This window comes from Immundisolibacter sp. (genome assembly GCF_014359565.1).
GTDB lineage: Bacteria > Pseudomonadota > Gammaproteobacteria > Immundisolibacterales > Immundisolibacteraceae > Immundisolibacter.
Genome location: NZ_JACIZD010000002.1, coordinates 247889 through 262344, shown reverse-complemented (window position 1 = coordinate 262344; position 14456 = coordinate 247889). Strand labels below are relative to the sequence as shown.

The 14456-nt window shown below is 71.2% G+C and carries 14 protein-coding genes; 9 read left to right on the top strand and 5 right to left on the bottom strand.

What is annotated here, in order from left to right:
• Window positions 1-85: 85 nt before the first annotated feature.
• From H5U26_RS05040 to mutL, 4 genes are read left to right on the top strand one after another with little or no spacing between them, the layout of a single operon-like run.
• Window positions 86-1600, top strand: coding sequence for an NAD(P)H-hydrate dehydratase (locus H5U26_RS05040; protein WP_290617290.1), 1515 nt, complete (start codon window positions 86-88; stop codon window positions 1598-1600).
• Entirely contained in the window at window positions 1578-2033 is a 456-nt protein-coding gene (tsaE, locus tag H5U26_RS05035) for a tRNA (adenosine(37)-N6)-threonylcarbamoyltransferase complex ATPase subunit type 1 TsaE (RefSeq protein ID WP_290617288.1), read from the top strand. Before H5U26_RS05040 ends, tsaE begins: the two co-directional genes overlap by 23 nt.
• Window positions 2030-3385, top strand: coding sequence for an N-acetylmuramoyl-L-alanine amidase (locus H5U26_RS05030; RefSeq protein WP_290617286.1), 1356 nt, complete (start codon window positions 2030-2032; stop codon window positions 3383-3385). Before tsaE ends, H5U26_RS05030 begins: the two co-directional genes overlap by 4 nt.
• Complete coding sequence (gene mutL, locus H5U26_RS05025) at window positions 3372-5207, top strand: DNA mismatch repair endonuclease MutL (protein ID WP_366055893.1); 1836 nt, start codon at window positions 3372-3374, stop codon at window positions 5205-5207. The genes H5U26_RS05030 and mutL overlap by 14 nt, the downstream gene beginning before the upstream one ends.
• Window positions 5208-5418: 211 nt before the next feature.
• Here mutL and H5U26_RS05020 read toward each other — a convergent pair whose 3' ends face one another.
• Window positions 5419-5955 (bottom strand): hypothetical protein, encoded by a 537-nt coding sequence (locus H5U26_RS05020; RefSeq protein ID WP_290617282.1) that lies wholly within the window; start codon window positions 5953-5955, stop codon window positions 5419-5421.
• Between the two features lie 102 nt (window positions 5956-6057).
• Between H5U26_RS05020 and mrcB the strand changes: the two genes are divergently transcribed.
• Together mrcB and H5U26_RS05010 are read left to right on the top strand one after the other, a co-directional pair.
• Window positions 6058-8358: a penicillin-binding protein 1B gene (mrcB, locus tag H5U26_RS05015; protein WP_290617280.1), complete on the top strand. Its 2301-nt coding sequence runs from the start codon at window positions 6058-6060 to the stop codon at window positions 8356-8358.
• Entirely contained in the window at window positions 8331-8885 is a 555-nt protein-coding gene (locus tag H5U26_RS05010; protein ID WP_290617278.1) for a tetratricopeptide repeat protein, read from the top strand. The genes mrcB and H5U26_RS05010 overlap by 28 nt, the downstream gene beginning before the upstream one ends.
• Before the next feature lie 10 nt (window positions 8886-8895).
• Here the strand turns inward: H5U26_RS05010 and H5U26_RS05005 are convergent, their stop codons facing one another.
• From H5U26_RS05005 to H5U26_RS04995, 3 genes are all read right to left on the bottom strand, one after another.
• The gene (locus H5U26_RS05005; RefSeq protein ID WP_366055883.1) at window positions 8896-9981 is read right to left on the bottom strand and encodes a trypsin-like peptidase domain-containing protein; all 1086 of its coding nucleotides are present in this window, start codon (window positions 9979-9981) and stop codon (window positions 8896-8898) included.
• A gap of 80 nt (window positions 9982-10061) precedes the next feature.
• Window positions 10062-10370: a hypothetical protein gene (locus tag H5U26_RS05000; RefSeq protein ID WP_290617276.1), complete on the bottom strand. Its 309-nt coding sequence runs from the start codon at window positions 10368-10370 to the stop codon at window positions 10062-10064.
• Between the two features lie 6 nt (window positions 10371-10376).
• Window positions 10377-11309, bottom strand: a complete 933-nt coding sequence (locus H5U26_RS04995) for a DnaJ C-terminal domain-containing protein (RefSeq protein ID WP_290617274.1) — start codon at window positions 11307-11309, stop codon at window positions 10377-10379.
• Between the two features lie 201 nt (window positions 11310-11510).
• Here H5U26_RS04995 and H5U26_RS04990 point away from each other — a divergent pair, with 201 nt between their 5' ends.
• The 3 genes from H5U26_RS04990 (at window position 11511) to H5U26_RS04980 (ending at window position 12988) form a co-directional block, all read left to right on the top strand.
• Window positions 11511-11939 (top strand): Hsp20/alpha crystallin family protein, encoded by a 429-nt coding sequence (locus tag H5U26_RS04990; protein ID WP_366055892.1) that lies wholly within the window; start codon window positions 11511-11513, stop codon window positions 11937-11939.
• Window positions 11940-11958: 19 nt separating this feature from the next.
• A complete protein-coding gene (locus tag H5U26_RS04985) occupies window positions 11959-12333 on the top strand; it encodes an Hsp20/alpha crystallin family protein (protein ID WP_290617270.1) in 375 nt (124 codons plus the stop codon).
• A 148-nt stretch (window positions 12334-12481) separates the two neighbouring features.
• Window positions 12482-12988: an Hsp20/alpha crystallin family protein gene (locus H5U26_RS04980; RefSeq protein ID WP_290617268.1), complete on the top strand. Its 507-nt coding sequence runs from the start codon at window positions 12482-12484 to the stop codon at window positions 12986-12988.
• A gap of 56 nt (window positions 12989-13044) precedes the next feature.
• Here the strand turns inward: H5U26_RS04980 and lpdA are convergent, their stop codons facing one another.
• Window positions 13045-14451 (bottom strand): dihydrolipoyl dehydrogenase, encoded by a 1407-nt coding sequence (gene lpdA / locus H5U26_RS04975; RefSeq protein WP_290617266.1) that lies wholly within the window; start codon window positions 14449-14451, stop codon window positions 13045-13047.
• Between the last annotated feature and the right edge of the window lie 5 nt (window positions 14452-14456).

Genomic DNA, 14456 nt, shown 5'->3' with positions numbered 1-14456 from the left:
GCGTGGTTTTGCAGGTTGACGACGGCGAAAAAAGCGTATGCTTGCGTCGACTTCTTCAGGCCGGGCATCAAACGACGTTCTTAACGTGTTGTCTTCGCTGGAAAAACTCTATTCGGTTGCGCAGTCGCGGCAGATCGATCGAGCCGCGGCGCAGCTAGCCGCGTGCAGTGGCAGCGTGCTGATGGAGCGCGCCGGTGCGGCTGCGTTCGCGTTTCTGCGTGGCCGCTGGCCGCAGGCGCAGCGCCTGGCCGTGCTGTGCGGAGCCGGCAACAACGGCGGTGACGGCTACGTGCTGGCGCGTCTGGCGCATCTGGCCGGGTGGCCGGTGCGCCTGGCCGCGGTGGCCGGCCCGCCGCGTCCCGGCAGCGAGGCGGACACGGCCCGGCAGTGGTTCATCGCCTGCGGCGGCGCCGAAGAAAGTATTTCAGTTGCCACGCTGGCGCAGGCCGATGTGGTGGTCGATGCACTGCTGGGCACGGGTCTGGACCGACCGCCCGCCGGACCGGTGGCCGACGCCATTGCCGCCATCGATGCCAGCGGCCGGCCGGTGCTGGCCCTGGATGTGCCAAGCGGGCTGAACGCCGATACCGGCCAGGCGCCGGGCGCGCTGGTGCGGGCCGATGCCACGGTCAGCTTCGTGGCCCGCAAGCAGGGTCTGTACACCGGCCAGGCGCGCGACTGTTGCGGGCAGCTGGTTTTCGATGATCTGGGCGTGCCGCAGCAGGCGCTGGCGCAGGCCGGCGCGGCGCCGGCGGTGTTGCTGGACCTGCCGCGCCTGCGCGCGGCCTGGTTGCCGCCGCGCCGCCGCGGCGCGCACAAGGGCGATTTCGGTCACGTGCTGGTGATCGGCGGCGATCACGGCTACGGCGGTGCGGTGCGCCTGGCCGGCGAGGCGGCGGCCCGCGCCGGGGCCGGCCTGACCAGCGTCGCTACGCGCCCGGCGCATGTGCCGGCGCTGCTTGCCGGGCGGCCGGAGTTGATGGCGCGCGGTGTGGATGGCGCCGCCGATCTGGCGCCGCTGCTGGCCCGCGCCAGCGTGCTGGCGCTCGGTCCGGGCCTGGGGCAGGGCGATTTCGGCCGCGCGCTGTTTGGGGCGGCGCTCGGCCGCGGCCTGCCGCTGGTGGTGGATGCCGACGCACTGAACCTGCTGGCCGCGGCGCCCGAGCGGCGCGCGGACTGGATTCTGACGCCGCATCCCGGCGAGGCGGCGCGCCTGCTGGGCATCACCACCGCGCAGGTGGAGGCCGATCGCTACGGCGCCGTGCGCGCGCTGCAGGCCCGCTTCGGCGGCGTGGTGCTGCTCAAGGGCGCCGGCACGCTGGTGTGCGACGGCCAGGCACCGGTCGGCGTGGTGCCGTATGGCAATCCGGGCATGGCCAGCGGCGGCATGGGTGATGTGCTGACCGGCCTGATCGCCGGGCTGTGGGCGCAGGGCCTGCCGGCACTGGCGGCGGCGGCGCTGGGCGCCTGCCTGCACGCGGCGGCCGCCGATGCGCTGGCGGCGCGCCGCGGCGAGCGCGGCCTGCTGGCCTGTGACGTGTCGGCCGCTTTGCCGCCCTTGCTCAATGGAATGGACGATGGAGCGCACCTGGGTGCTTGAGGACGAGGCGGCGCAGCTGGATTTGGGCGCGCGCCTGGCGCGGGCGCTGCCCGGATCCCTGTGCGTCTACCTGCGCGGCCCGTTGGGTGCCGGCAAGACCACGCTGGTGCGCGGCGTGCTGCGGGCGCTCGGCCACGCCGGCCCGGTGCGCAGCCCGACCTACACGATTTTGGAAACCTACGCCGTGGCGCGCGGCGAGGTCTGCCATCTCGACTTGTACCGCCTCGGCAGTGCCGAGGAACTGGAAGACATCGGCGCCCGCGAGCTGTTCGACGGGCGGCATGTCTGCTTCGTGGAATGGCCCGAGCGCGGCGCCGGCTGGCTGCCGCAGGCCGACCTGGAACTGGACATCGACATGGCCGGCAGTGGCCGCCGGGTGCAGGCCCGCGCGCACAGCCCCGCCGGCGAGCGAACCCTGGAATCCCTGGCATGAAAAAACTCCTGATCTGTCTGCTGGCGCTGTCGCCGCTGGCCGGTTTCGCGGGCGAGCTGCGCGGCGTGCAGTACGCGCCGGTGGCCGGCGGCACGCGGCTGACGCTGAATCTGAGCGCGCCCACCGCGGTGCGCGTGTTCAGCCTGAAGGCGCCGGAGCGGCTGGTGGTCGACCTGCCGGCCACCACGCTGCGCGGCGCACTGGCCGCGCCGCCCGGCGGTACGCTGCGCGCCGTGCGCAGCGGCCCGCAGGCCGGCGGCGGCTTGCGGGTGGTGTTCGACCTGGCGGCGCCGGTGCAGTGGCGCCACGCCACGCTGCCGGCCGGCGGCGGCCAGGGGCCGCGGGTGCAGATCGACGTGCTGGGCGGCAAGGCGGCGCCGGCGCCGGTGGTGGCACGCGCGCCGGCACAGACGTCCCGGCCGGCCTCGGCACCGGTTGTTGCCAAGCCAGCCAATGCGGTCGCGCTTGCCAAGCCCATCCCGCAGGTCAGCAAACAGCCCGCTGCGCCGATTGCTCCACGGCCCGAGCCAGCGGTTGCCACGGCGGCGGCTGTACCCAGCGCCGCCGCTGCGCCGGTGCTGCGCGCCAAGTCGGCCGGCGCCGTGACGGTGGTGATCGATGCCGGCCACGGCGGCCACGACGTGGGGGCGGTCGGCCCCGGGCGCCTGTACGAGAAGACCGTCACGCTGGCCATTGCCCGCGAACTGGCGGCGCAGATCAACGCCAAGCCGGGCATGCGCGCCGTGCTCACGCGCAGCGACGACCGCTTCCTGGAGCTGCGCCAGCGCACCGCAGTGGCGCACAAGCACAAGGCCGACCTGTTCGTGTCGATACACGCCGACGCCGTGGCCAAGGGCACGGCGCGCGGGTCGAGCGTCTACGCGCTGTCCGAGCATGGCGCCACCAGCGAGGCGGCGCGCCTGCTGGCGGCGCGCGAGAACGCGGCCGGTCTGGACCCCGGCCTGGCCAGCGTGGGGCAGGACCGGGTGCTGCGCTCGGTGCTGCTGGACCTGTCGCAGAACGCGACCACCGAGAGTAGCCTTCGCCTGGCCGACCGCCTGCTGGATCGCCTGGCGGATGTGAACAAGCTGCACCGCTCGGACGTGCAACAGGCCGGCTTCATGGTCCTCAAATCGCCGCAGGTGCCCTCGGTGCTGGTCGAAACCGCATTCATTTCCACGCCCGACGAGGCGCGCAAGCTGGCCGATTCGCAGTTCCGCCGCCGCTTGGCCGGGGCACTGGCGGCTGGTATCCGCGATTACCTGCAAACCGAGCCACGCCTGCGCCAGGCGCTGGCCGATGCGGAAACCGGCCGCACGCCGGCCCTGCGCCGCGCGGATGACGGCGGCTGAGGCGCCGCGCCGGCCGATCCGCGAACTGCCGGCACAGCTCGCCAACCAGATCGCCGCCGGCGAGGTGGTCGAGCGGCCGGCCTCGATCGTCAAGGAACTGCTCGAGAACGCGCTCGACGCCGGCGCCCGGCGCATCGAGGTCACGCTGGAGCAGGGCGGCATCGCCCTGATTCGCGTGCGCGACGACGGCAGCGGCATCCCGGCCGACGAGCTGCCGCTGGCGCTGCGCCGCCACGCCACCAGCAAGCTGGCCAGCAGCGGCGAGCTGATGCGCATCCGGACGCTGGGTTTTCGCGGCGAGGCGCTGCCCAGCATCGCCTCGGTGGCGCGGCTGGACATCGTCTCGGCGCCGGCCGGCGCGCCGGCCGCGCAGCTGTTGCACGGCCAGTCCGAGCCGACGCCGGCGGCGCACCCGCCCGGCACCACCGTGACCGTGCGCGACCTGTTCTACAACCTGCCGGCGCGGCGCAAGTTCCTGCGCGCCGAAAAGACCGAGTTCCAGCACGTCGACGAGCTGCTGCGGCGCCTGGCCCTGGCGCGGTTCGAGGTCGGCCTGGCCTGGTCGCACAACGGCCGGCCGGTGCAGCAGCTGGCCCCGGCGCTGGAGCTGCCGGCGCGCGAGCAGCGCCTGGCGCGCCTGTGCGGGCCGGGGTTCGTGGAGGCCGCGCTGCGGCTGGACTTTCCGGCCGGCGAGCTGCGCCTGTCCGGCTGGGCGGCGCTGCCGACCTTCTCGCGCGCCGCGGCGGACCTGCAGCACTGGTACGTCAACGGCCGCCTGGTGCGCGACAAGCTGCTCACCCATGCCGCGCGCCAGGCCTATCAGGACGTGCTCTACCACGGCCGCCAGCCCGCTTACGTGCTGTACCTGGACCTGCCGGCCGAACTGGTGGACGTGAACGTGCATCCGGCCAAGGCCGAGGTGCGCTTTCGCGACAGCCGCACGGTGCACGACCTGGTGCGCCGCTGCCTGCGCGAGGTGATCGCCAGCGGCAGTCGGGCCGGGGCGCAGGCGCCCGGGGTACAGGCGACGGATGCCACGCCGCTTGCAGGGTTGGCGCCGGCCGCGCCAGGCGCAAGCAGCGTCAGCTCGTCCCGGCTTTGGGAGGCCAACGCGCCGCGCCTGTCCACCGGCCAGCTAGCCGAGCAGCTCGAGGCGTACACGCAGCTTGCGCGCGGCGCGGCCCTGGCCGGGGAGCGGCTGCCGGCCGCCAGCGACCAGGCCGACGACCAGACCGACGAGCAGCCGCTCGGCCGGCCGCTGGCGCAGCTGATGGGCATCTACATCCTGGCCCAGAACGCGCGCGGCCTGGTGCTGGTGGACATGCACGCCGCGCACGAGCGCATCACCTACGAGCGCCTGCGCGCCGCCCACGCCAGCGGGCGCATCGTCAGTCAACCGCTGCTGGTGCCGCTGACGCTGCACGTCGGCGCGGCCGAGGCGGCGGCGGTGGAGCAACACGCCATGCTGTGGCCGCAGCTTGGCCTGGAGCTGGCGGTGCTGGGGCCGGACACACTGGCCGTGCGCGAGGTGCCGGCACTGCTGGCCGGCGGCGATGTGGCCGCGCTGGTGCGCGACGTGCTGGCCGAGCTGCGCGAGCACGGCCGCAGCACGCGCGTGCAGGAGCACATCGACGCCCTGCTGTCGGGCATGGCCTGCCACGGCTCGGTCCGCGCCGGGCGCCAATTGTCGCTGACCGAAATGGACGCGCTGCTGCGCGACATGGAGCGCACCGAGCGCAGCGGCCAGTGCAGCCACGGCCGCCCGACCTGGGTGGAATTGCCGCTGGCGGAACTGGACCGGCTGTTCCTGCGCGGGCGCTGAGCCGGCCCCGAGCGGCGCGGCGTGCAAGCGTTGATGCGGCCCGCCGCGGGTCGGCCGGCACCGGTGGCTGCAAGCCGCTGATTGTGTGAGCCATCGGAAACCTGTAGAGCCCGGCTGTGCCGGGCGATCATCGCGCAGCGAAGCTGGGCTCCTACCCGGTCTTTCCAGGTCGCGGTCGCTGGAAAATCCTGGATGGATGTATTCAGCTTCCTCAGCCGCTCAGGCGCGCCGTGTACTCGAGCACCCGCTCGAAGGCATAGGCTTCCTCGGCGCCGCTGTCCGGGTCCCACAGGCTGCGGCCGGGGCGGGCCATCAGGTCGCCGCCGTACACATGCAGGCCGCCGTTGAGGGTGGTCAGCGGATTTGCCACGGCGTGGATCAGTTCGGGGTCCATCACGAACACGTCGCCGGGGCGCAGGCTGCGCAGGCCGCCATCGATCAGGCCGTGCGCGCCGCGCCGATACAGGTGGTTGTCCTCCTGCCCGGCGTAGATGCCGATCACGCCCCACATGCGGTGGTTGTGGACCGGGCTGCGGCTGCCCGGCGCGCTGATGACGTGCGCCACGGTCAGGCTGTCGGAGCGAAACAGCGGCACCACGCCGGGCTGGTCTGCGCCGGGTGCAAAGGCGTCCACCAGCGCCTGCGGGTCGCGCAGGGCGTCCGCCAGCAGGGCGGCGATGGCGGCGGCCGGATCGGCACTGAGCAGGGCAGTCCGGCAGTCGGCGACGAAACGGTCCGGTTCGAACATGGCTTCCTCCTCGCTTTGCAAGCCGCACGCATTGGGGCACGGTGGGGTCGGGTCGGCACGCTAGACTAGTAGGTTAAACCTGCCGCCGATACTGCACTGCCCATGCCCAAACCGCGCCCACGTCCTGCCATCCGCCGCCGCTGGCTGGGATGGCTGCTGCCGCTCGCGCTGGCGGGTCTTGCCGGACTCGCCCTGTACGCGGTGCACCTGGACCGGGTCATTCGCGAGAAATTCGAGGGCCAGCGCTGGGCACTGCCGGCGCGCGTGTTCGCCCGGCCGCTGGAGCTTTACGCCGGCGTGCCGCTCGACCCGCCGCGGGTGGTCGAGGCGCTCGATCGCCTGGGCTATCAGCGCGGTGAACCGACCGGTGTCGGCAGCTATGCCGTGCGCGGCAATCGACTGCTCGTCTACACGCGCGGCTTTCAGTTCTGGGACGGCCCGGAGCCGCCGCGCAAGGTGGAAATCCGCTTCGATGGCCGGCAGATCGCCGGCCTGTATGGCGATGAGGGTGAGCTGCCGCTGCTGCGCCTGGAGCCGGAATTCATCGGCGGTTTCTATCCGGCCAGCAACGAGGACCGGTTGCTGGTGCGCCTGCCGGAGGTGCCGCCGGTGCTGGTGCAGGCCCTGCTGACGCTGGAGGATCGGGACTTCTACCGCCACCGCGGCGTGTCGGCGCGTGCCATCGGGCGCGCCCTGTGGGCGGACGTGCGGGCTGGCGCGGTGGTGCAGGGCGGCAGCACGCTGACCCAGCAACTGGTCAAGAACTACTTCCTGACCGCCGACCGCACGGTGTGGCGCAAGCTCACCGAGGCCATCATGGCGGTGCTGCTGGAAACCCATTACAGCAAGGACGACATCCTCGAGTCGTACCTGAACGAGGTGTTCCTGGGCCAGGTCGGCGGGCGCGGCGTGCACGGCGTGGCGCAGGGCGCGATGCTGTACTTCGGCCGCCCGCTGGGCGAACTGGATACCGGCCAGCTGGCGCTGCTGGCCGGCATGGTGCAGGCGCCGTCCTACTACGACCCGCGGCGCCATCCCGAGCGCGCCACGGCGCGGCGCAACCTTGCCCTGCGCCTGCTGGGCGAGCAGGGCCAGCTGACGCCCGAGCAGGTTGCCGCCGAGCAGGCCAAGCCGCTGCGGGTGGTCAAGCGCAGCTCGCTGACGATGGCCCGCTATCCGGCCTTCCTGGACCTGGTGCGGCGCCAGTTGCAACGCGACTACCCGGAACAGGTGCTGCGCAACGAGGGCCTGCGCATCTTCGCCACCATGGACCCGGCGGTGCAGGTGGCGGCCGAGGCGGCAGTCACCGAACAGGGTGGTGCACTCGCCAAGCAGCGCAAGCTGCCCGATCTGCAGATGGCCGCCGTGGCGGCGGACATCGCCACTGGCGAGGTGCTGGCGCTGGTCGGCGACCGCGATCCGCGGTTCGACGGCTACAACCGGGCGCTGGACGCCCAGCGCCAGATCGGCTCGCTGGCCAAGCCGGCGGTGTACCTGACGGCGCTGGCGCAGCCGGAGCGCTTCAACCTGGCCACGCGCCTGGACGACCGGCGCATGTCGGTGCGCCTGCCGAGCGGCCAGAGCTGGCAACCACGCAACTCCGGTGACGACTATGCGGGCGACGTGTCCTTGCTGCGGGGACTCGCCGAGTCGCGCAACAGCGCCACGGTGGCGCTGGGCCTGCAGGTCGGCGTGCCGAGCGTGCTCAAGACCCTGCGCGCGCTGGGCGTGACGCGCGACCTGCCCGAGGTGCCGTCGGTGCTGCTGGGCGCGGTCGAGCTGACCCCGTTCGAAGTCACGCGCATATACCTGACGCTGGCCGCCGGCGGCTTTCGGCTGCATCTGCGCGGCATCCACGCCGTGACCGACAAGGACGGCAAGCCGCTGGCCAGCTACCCGATGTCGGTGGAACAAAAGCTCGATCCGGCGGCGGTGTTTCTGGTCAACACGGCGCTGCAGGAAGTGGCCCGCAACGGCACCGCGCGGGCGCTCGGGCGCGTGCTGCCGGGCCTGAACGTGGCCGGCAAGACCGGCACCACCAACGACAGCCGCGACTCCTGGTTTGCCGGCTTCACCGGCAACACGGTGGCGGCGGTGTGGGTGGGTCTGGACGACAACGGCGAGACCGGCCTGTACGGCGCCAGCGGCGCCATGCGCATCTGGACCGATCTGATCGGTCGCCTGCCGGCGGTGCCGCTGACCCTGGCCGAGCCGCCCGGCATTCGCTGGGTGCAGGCGCCCGATGGTCCCTGGCTGCCGGCGGCGCAGTGTCCGGGCGGCTTTGGCATGCCGGTGCTGGACGGCGGCGCGCCGCCTGGCGCCGCGCCCTGCGACGGCGCCGCCATTTCACCTCCGCAACACAAGGACGACGACTCATGGCGCTGGTTGCGCAAGCTGTTCTGAACCGCCGCTCGAAGCCGCGGTGGCGGCTGTTGCTGGCCGGCCCGCTGCTGCTGGCCGGTTGCGTCAGTGCACCGCCGCCGCGGCCCGAGCCCGAGCCTGCGCCGCCGCCACCTACCAGTCAGGCGCCACAGGCGCCCCTGCCGCCGGCGCAGCCCTTGCCCAGGCCGCAGCCGCCGGCATCGGCCATCATCCGGCCCGGCCCACCGCCGTCGGCGCCACCGGCCAGCGCCACCCCTGCGCCACCGGCGCAGCCGACGGCCACCGGGTCGCTGGTGGCGCTGGCCGACCGGCAGGCCGCCGCCGGCGACTATGCGTCCGCGGCGGCGCAGCTGGAGCGGGCGCTGCGTATCCGACCGCAGGATCCGGTGCTATGGCAGAAGCTGGCCTGGCTGCGCCTGCAAAACGGCGACTTCGATCAGGCCGCCACGCTGGCGTCCCGCTCCGACTCCCTGGCCGGCAACAACGCTGCCGTGCGCGAACAGAACCGGCGCATCATCGAGCTGGCGCGCGCCCGCCAGCGACCCTAGCCGGTTCGGATCAGTTTTCCGCCTGCAGGGTGACGGTCACGGTACGTTGTTGCCCGCCGCGTAGCAGACCGATCTGCACCACGTCGCCGACGGAGAAATCGTCGAGCCGGGCCAGCAGGCGCGCCACCGAATCCACCGGCTTGCCGGCCACGGCGATGATGATGTCGCCCGCCGCCATGCGCCCGTCGGGCGTCAAGCGCAGCGGCGTGAGGCCGGCCGCCGCCGCCGGCGAGCCCGGCGCGACATCCAGCACGAACACGCCCTCGATGCCGAGCAGCCGGCTCAGGCGCGCATTGACGCCTTCGTCGACTTCGACACCCAGCGCCGGGCGCGTGTACCTGCCGTGCCGGATCAGCTGCGGCACCACGCGCATGACGGTGTCGACCGGAACGGCGAAGCCAATGCCGGCCGAGGCGCCCGAGGGGCTGTAAATGGCGGTGTTGATGCCGATCAGCCGACCGGCCGAATCCAGCAGCGGTCCGCCCGAATTGCCGGGGTTGATGGCGGCATCGGTCTGGATCAGATGTTCGACGATGCTGCCGCCCTCCTGGGCCGGCAGGCTGCGGTCGAGCGCCGAGACGATGCCTGTGGTCAAGGTCCAGTCGAGTCCGAAGGGGTTGCCGATGGCAAACACCTTCTGCCCCACCTTCAGGTCGTGGCTGGTGCCGATCGGCACCGGCGGCGGCGACTTGAAATCGACGCCGATCCTGAGCACGGCGATGTCGTGCGCTGGGCTTGCCCCCACCAGGCGCGCCGGATAGTCGCGCCCATCGGCCAGGCGCACCGTGGCGCGCGCAGCGCCCTGGATGACGTGAAAATTGGTCACCACGTGCCCCGCCTCGTCCCACACGAAGCCCGAGCCGGTGCCGCGCGGCACGGCAAACACGTTGCGCGTCCAGAAATCCTGCACCAGCTCGGCGGTGCTGATGTAGACCACCGAGTCGCGGGTGCGCTCGAACAGCTCGATGACGGCACGCTCGTCCGCACCGAGCGCGCCGCGTGGCGTGATCGTGCGCTGCTCGCCCTGCCAGGCAGCCACGCCGGGCGAGTGCCAGGTGCCCAGCAGCAGGCAGCCGAGCAGGACTGACAGCCGCATAGCGCGCCCGCAGCGGCGTGTCAGCTCCGCTGCGCGGGCCCGCCCGATGGCGCGCTGATCATCCACGGGCCGCTGGCGGTTCAGCCCAGGCCGTACAGGGCCAGGCGCGCGCGCAGGCGCTCGATCTCCTCGATGAGGTCACCGACCAGGCCGGCCAGTTCCGGCGCCGCATCGAAATCCCGCTCGATCTGCCGCAGCCGGCGCGCCCGGCGCAGGGTGGCCGACGAGAACCGCCAGACCCCGCCGAGCGACCGCGCCTGCGGCAGCAGGCCAGCCTCCAGGTGTTGCTGCAGCCACTCGACGTCGGCCGCGCAGGCGGCCGCCAGCTGCTCCAGCGTCAGCCACGATTCGTCGAGCAGGGTGCCGATCAGTGCTTCTTTCTGGTTCATCGCCGTTCAGTTCCTGCGACGTGGATCGAAAGCCAATTCCCGTGCCATCGTTGCATAGAGTTCCCGTGCCCGTGGCGTGTCCGCCGGCGGCAACACCACCCGCACGTGCAGCAGCAGATCGCCTGGCGGATCGCCCGGCAGGCCCCTGCCGCGCACGCGCAGCTCGGTACCGCTTTGTGCGCCCGCCGGAATGCGTACCTTGACCTCGCCCACCGGCAGCGGCACCGCGATCACCGCGCCCAGTGCGGCCTCCCACGGCGCCACCGGCAAGGTCATGCTCAGATCGCGGCCCTCGACGCGATAGCGCTCGTCGGGCTTGAGGTGTACTTCGAGCAGCAGATCGCCGGCCGCACCGCTGCCGGCGCCCGGATATCCCTGTCCGGCCAGGCGAATCAGCTGACCTTCGCGCACGCCCCTGGGAATGGTCACGCGCAGCGTGCGCTGCACCATGCTCAGGCGGCCGGTTTGTTTATCGACCGTCGGCACGCGTAGCGTGATGTCGCGTGTGGCGCCGGTGAAGGCGTCCTGGAGGTCAAGGTAGATCTTGGCGTAATGGTCCTGGCCACGCCCATGCGCGGCGCGACGCGGGCGTGCGCCCATGTGCCCGAACAGCTCGGTAAAGAAATCGGAGAAATCGGCCGCCTCATGCGGCGAGAAGCCGCCGCCCGAGAACTCGAACCCGGCATCCCATCCCGGCGGCGGGCGAAATTCCTCGCCGGGCCGATGGCCGGGTCCGAGCTGGTCATAGGCGGCGCGTTTTTCGGGGTCCGACAGTACCGCGTAGGCCTCGTTGACCTCCTTCATGTGCTGCTCGGCGTCCGGTTCCTTGGACACGTCCGGGTGGTACTTGCGCGCCAGCTTGCGAAAGGCGCGCTTGATGGCGTCGGCAGTCGCGTCACGCGGCACGCCGAGAATCTGGTAGTAGTCCCGAAACTCCATGGGCACTCCTTGGCAGTGCTAGCCGTTGACCGGGGTTTGGAAAATAGGGCTGCGCGGCGCCGGACTCAAGGGCAGCGACAGCCTACCCACAACCCTGTGCGAGCTCTTGAAAGCAGTCACGGTGGCACCGATCTTTTGCTTGCGTTCAACTTGCAGGGCGGTCGTCGGACCGACCCGTACACCAGGAGGACCACCATGGCAATTTACAGACCCCCGTTCTCGCGCAATCTGTTCGCGGAATTCGACCGTTTGCGCCGCGAGCTCGACCAGGCTTTCGAGCTGTCTCCGAGCATCCGCGGCCTGGGCGCAGGCTTTCCGACACTCAACATCGGCTCCACGCCCAACTCGGTGGAAATTTTTGCCTTCGCGCCCGGCGTGGATCCGGCCGCCCTCGATGTGCAGATCGAGAAAGGCGTGCTCACCATCAGCGGCGAACGCAAGGCCCCGCAGGTGCCGGAGAAGGCCACCGTGCACCTGGGCGAGCGCTTTGCCGGACGCTTCCACCGGGTGGTGAGCCTGCCGGACAGCATCGACCCGGCCTCCGTAACGGCCACCTACCGCGACGGCGTGCTGCACATAAGCGCGCAGCGCAAGGATTCTGCACTGCCGCGCCGCATCAACATCCAGTGATCGACCGGAGGACACCATCATGAGCCAGGACATCGTGCAAAACGAAGCTGCCAAACAGCCGGAACCGGCCTTGCCGCCGCCGGCGGACGTGATCGAGGACGCCAGCGGCATCACCTTGTATGCCGACCTGCCGGGCGTGCCGCGCGACCGGCTCGACATTCGCGTCGAGGGCGACCAGCTGTGCATCGAAGGCGAAATGCAGCTGCCGATGAAGGAGGGACTCGAGGGTACGCACGCCGAGATCACGCTGCCACGCTATCGGCGCGTGTTCAACCTGTCGCGCGAACTCGACAGCGAGAAAATCACCGCCGAGCTGCGTGACGGCGTGCTGACGCTGCGTATCCCCAAGGCCGAACACGCACAGCCGCGGCGCATCAGCGTGCAGGCCGCGTGACGGGATGTCGAGCCGGCTCGGGCCGTTGAGAGCGCTTTTCGACGGTTCGGGCAAACATCACCCGGCGCCGCAGGCCGGCGGTCGGGTTCTGGCGAGCGGCCGGCACGAGGTCGGCCGCTCGCCGCTGGCGTGATCAGGAGACCCAACGATGGACATCAACAACCTGAAGGAAAACGTCGAGTCGTGGTGGTCCAACGTTTCCGAAGGCTGGCGGCAATTGCGCCGTTCGGCGTCCGGGGCGTTGACCCGCTTCAAACCCGGCGACACGACCAATCTGCCGGAATCGTCCAGCATCGATGACGAGCTGTGGGTGCCGGGCCTGTCCTGGTCCATGCTCGGTGTCGACCTGCTGGAAGACGACAGGCGCCTGGTGGCGCGCCTGGAAATTCCCGGCCTCGACAAGGACGACTTCAAGATCGAGGTGGTGGACGACGCGCTGGTCGTCAGCGGCGAGAAGCGCTTCGAGCGCGACAGCAGCGACGGTCGCTGGCGCACCATTCAGTGCGCCTACGGTGCGTTTCGCCGGGTCGTGCCGCTACCGGCGCCGGTCAGGGCCGATCAGGCCAAGGCCAGCTACCGCAATGGCGTGCTGCGGGTGGAACTGCCCAAGGTCGAGCCCGGGCCGGCGCGCAGCGTGACCATCGACGTGCAGTGAGCGGGGCGGCTTGATCGCGTTGTGGTTTCGCCCGAGGTGCGCCGCAAAGGCGCACCTCAGCGCTTGGGCGCGATGATGTCCGTGACGCTGCCGTCGAAGACCTCGGCCGCCATGCCGACGGTTTCCGACAGCGTCGGATGGGCGTGGATGGTCAGGGCAAGGTCCTGGGCATCGGCGCCCATTTCGATGGCCAGCACGCCTTCGGCGATCAGGTCACCGGCGCCGGGGCCGACGATGCCGACGCCCAGCACCCGGCGGCTGGTCGGGTCGAACAGGATCTTGGTCAATCCTTCGTCGCGGCCGAGTGTCAGGCTGCGGCCGTTGGCGGCCCACGGAAACACCGCCTTCTCATAGGCGATACCGTCCTTCTTGGCCTGCTGTTCGGTCAGGCCGGCCCAGGCGATCTCCGGATCGGTGAACACCACCGCCGGGATCGCCAGCGGCGCAAACGCCGCCTTGTGGCCGGCGATGACTTCCGCCGCCACCTTGCCCTCGTGGGCGGCCTTGTGCGCCAGCATTGGCTCGCCGGCCACGTCACCAATGGCAAAAATGTGCGCCACGCCGGTGCGGCGCTGGGCATCGACCTCGATGAAGCCGCGCTCGGTCACCGCCACGCCCAGCGCCTCCAGGCCCAGCTCCTTGCCGTTCGGGCGCCGGCCGACGGCCACCAGGGCGCGGTCGTAGGTCTTGACCTCCTTGCCGTCCGGGCCTTCGAAGCTCACATGCAGGCCGTCTTTCTTGGCCTCGATGCCAGTGACCTTGGTCTTGAGGCGAATGTCGGCGAACTCCCCGGCCAGCTTTTTGGCCAGCGGCTTGACCAGGTCCGCATCGGCGCCCGGCAGCAGCGTGTCCATGAACTCGACCACGCTGACCGCACTGCCCAGCGCCCGGTACACGGTAGCCATCTCGAGGCCGATGTAACCGCCGCCGATCACCAGCAGCTTGCCGGGGATGTCCGCCAGCGCCAGCGCGCCGGTGGAGTCCATGACGCGCGGGTCGTCCGGCAGGCCGGGGATGCGCACCGGCGTCGAGCCGGTGGCGACAATGGCGTGCTCGAATTGGACGTCGACCGGCCCGTCCGGGCCTTCGACGCGCAGGGTATGGGCGGCCGTGAATTTCGCCGCGCCACGCACCACCTGCACCTTGCGCTGGCGCGCCAGGCCGCTGAGGCCATCGGTCAGGCGCTTGACGACCTTGTCCTTCTGGCCACGAACGCCGTCCAGGTCGATCTTGGGCTTGCCGAAGGCGACGCCGGGCGTGTGGGCCGCCTCGTCGATCACCTTGGCCACGTGCAGCAGGGCCTTCGACGGGATGCAGCCGACGTTCAGGCACACGCCGCCCAGGCGCTGCTCGCGCTCGACCAGTACCACCTGCAGGCCAAGATCGGCCGCCCGGAAGGCGGCGCTGTAGCCGCCGGGACCGGCACCGAGCACCACCAGTTGGGTGCGGATGGAATTACTCATGAATG

Excerpts from the sequence above, each read along its gene's own strand:
- mrcB (WP_290617280.1), top strand. The coding sequence starts at position 6,058 with ATGCCCAAACCGCGCCCACGTCCTGCCATCCGCCGCCGCTGGCTGGGA.
- H5U26_RS05030 (WP_290617286.1), top strand. The coding sequence starts at position 2,030 with ATGAAAAAACTCCTGATCTGTCTGCTGGCGCTGTCGCCGCTGGCCGGT.
- H5U26_RS05000 (WP_290617276.1), bottom strand. The coding sequence starts at position 10,370 with ATGAACCAGAAAGAAGCACTGATCGGCACCCTGCTCGACGAATCGTGG.
- H5U26_RS04980 (WP_290617268.1), top strand. The coding sequence starts at position 12,482 with ATGGACATCAACAACCTGAAGGAAAACGTCGAGTCGTGGTGGTCCAAC.
- H5U26_RS04995 (WP_290617274.1), bottom strand. The coding sequence starts at position 11,309 with ATGGAGTTTCGGGACTACTACCAGATTCTCGGCGTGCCGCGTGACGCG.
- mutL (WP_366055893.1), top strand. The coding sequence starts at position 3,372 with ATGACGGCGGCTGAGGCGCCGCGCCGGCCGATCCGCGAACTGCCGGCA.
- H5U26_RS05020 (WP_290617282.1), bottom strand. The coding sequence starts at position 5,955 with ATGTTCGAACCGGACCGTTTCGTCGCCGACTGCCGGACTGCCCTGCTC.
- lpdA (WP_290617266.1), bottom strand. The coding sequence starts at position 14,451 with ATGAGTAATTCCATCCGCACCCAACTGGTGGTGCTCGGTGCCGGTCCC.
- H5U26_RS05010 (WP_290617278.1), top strand. The coding sequence starts at position 8,331 with ATGGCGCTGGTTGCGCAAGCTGTTCTGAACCGCCGCTCGAAGCCGCGG.
- H5U26_RS05005 (WP_366055883.1), bottom strand. The coding sequence starts at position 9,981 with ATGCGGCTGTCAGTCCTGCTCGGCTGCCTGCTGCTGGGCACCTGGCAC.
- H5U26_RS04985 (WP_290617270.1), top strand. The coding sequence starts at position 11,959 with ATGAGCCAGGACATCGTGCAAAACGAAGCTGCCAAACAGCCGGAACCG.
- tsaE (WP_290617288.1), top strand. The coding sequence starts at position 1,578 with ATGGAGCGCACCTGGGTGCTTGAGGACGAGGCGGCGCAGCTGGATTTG.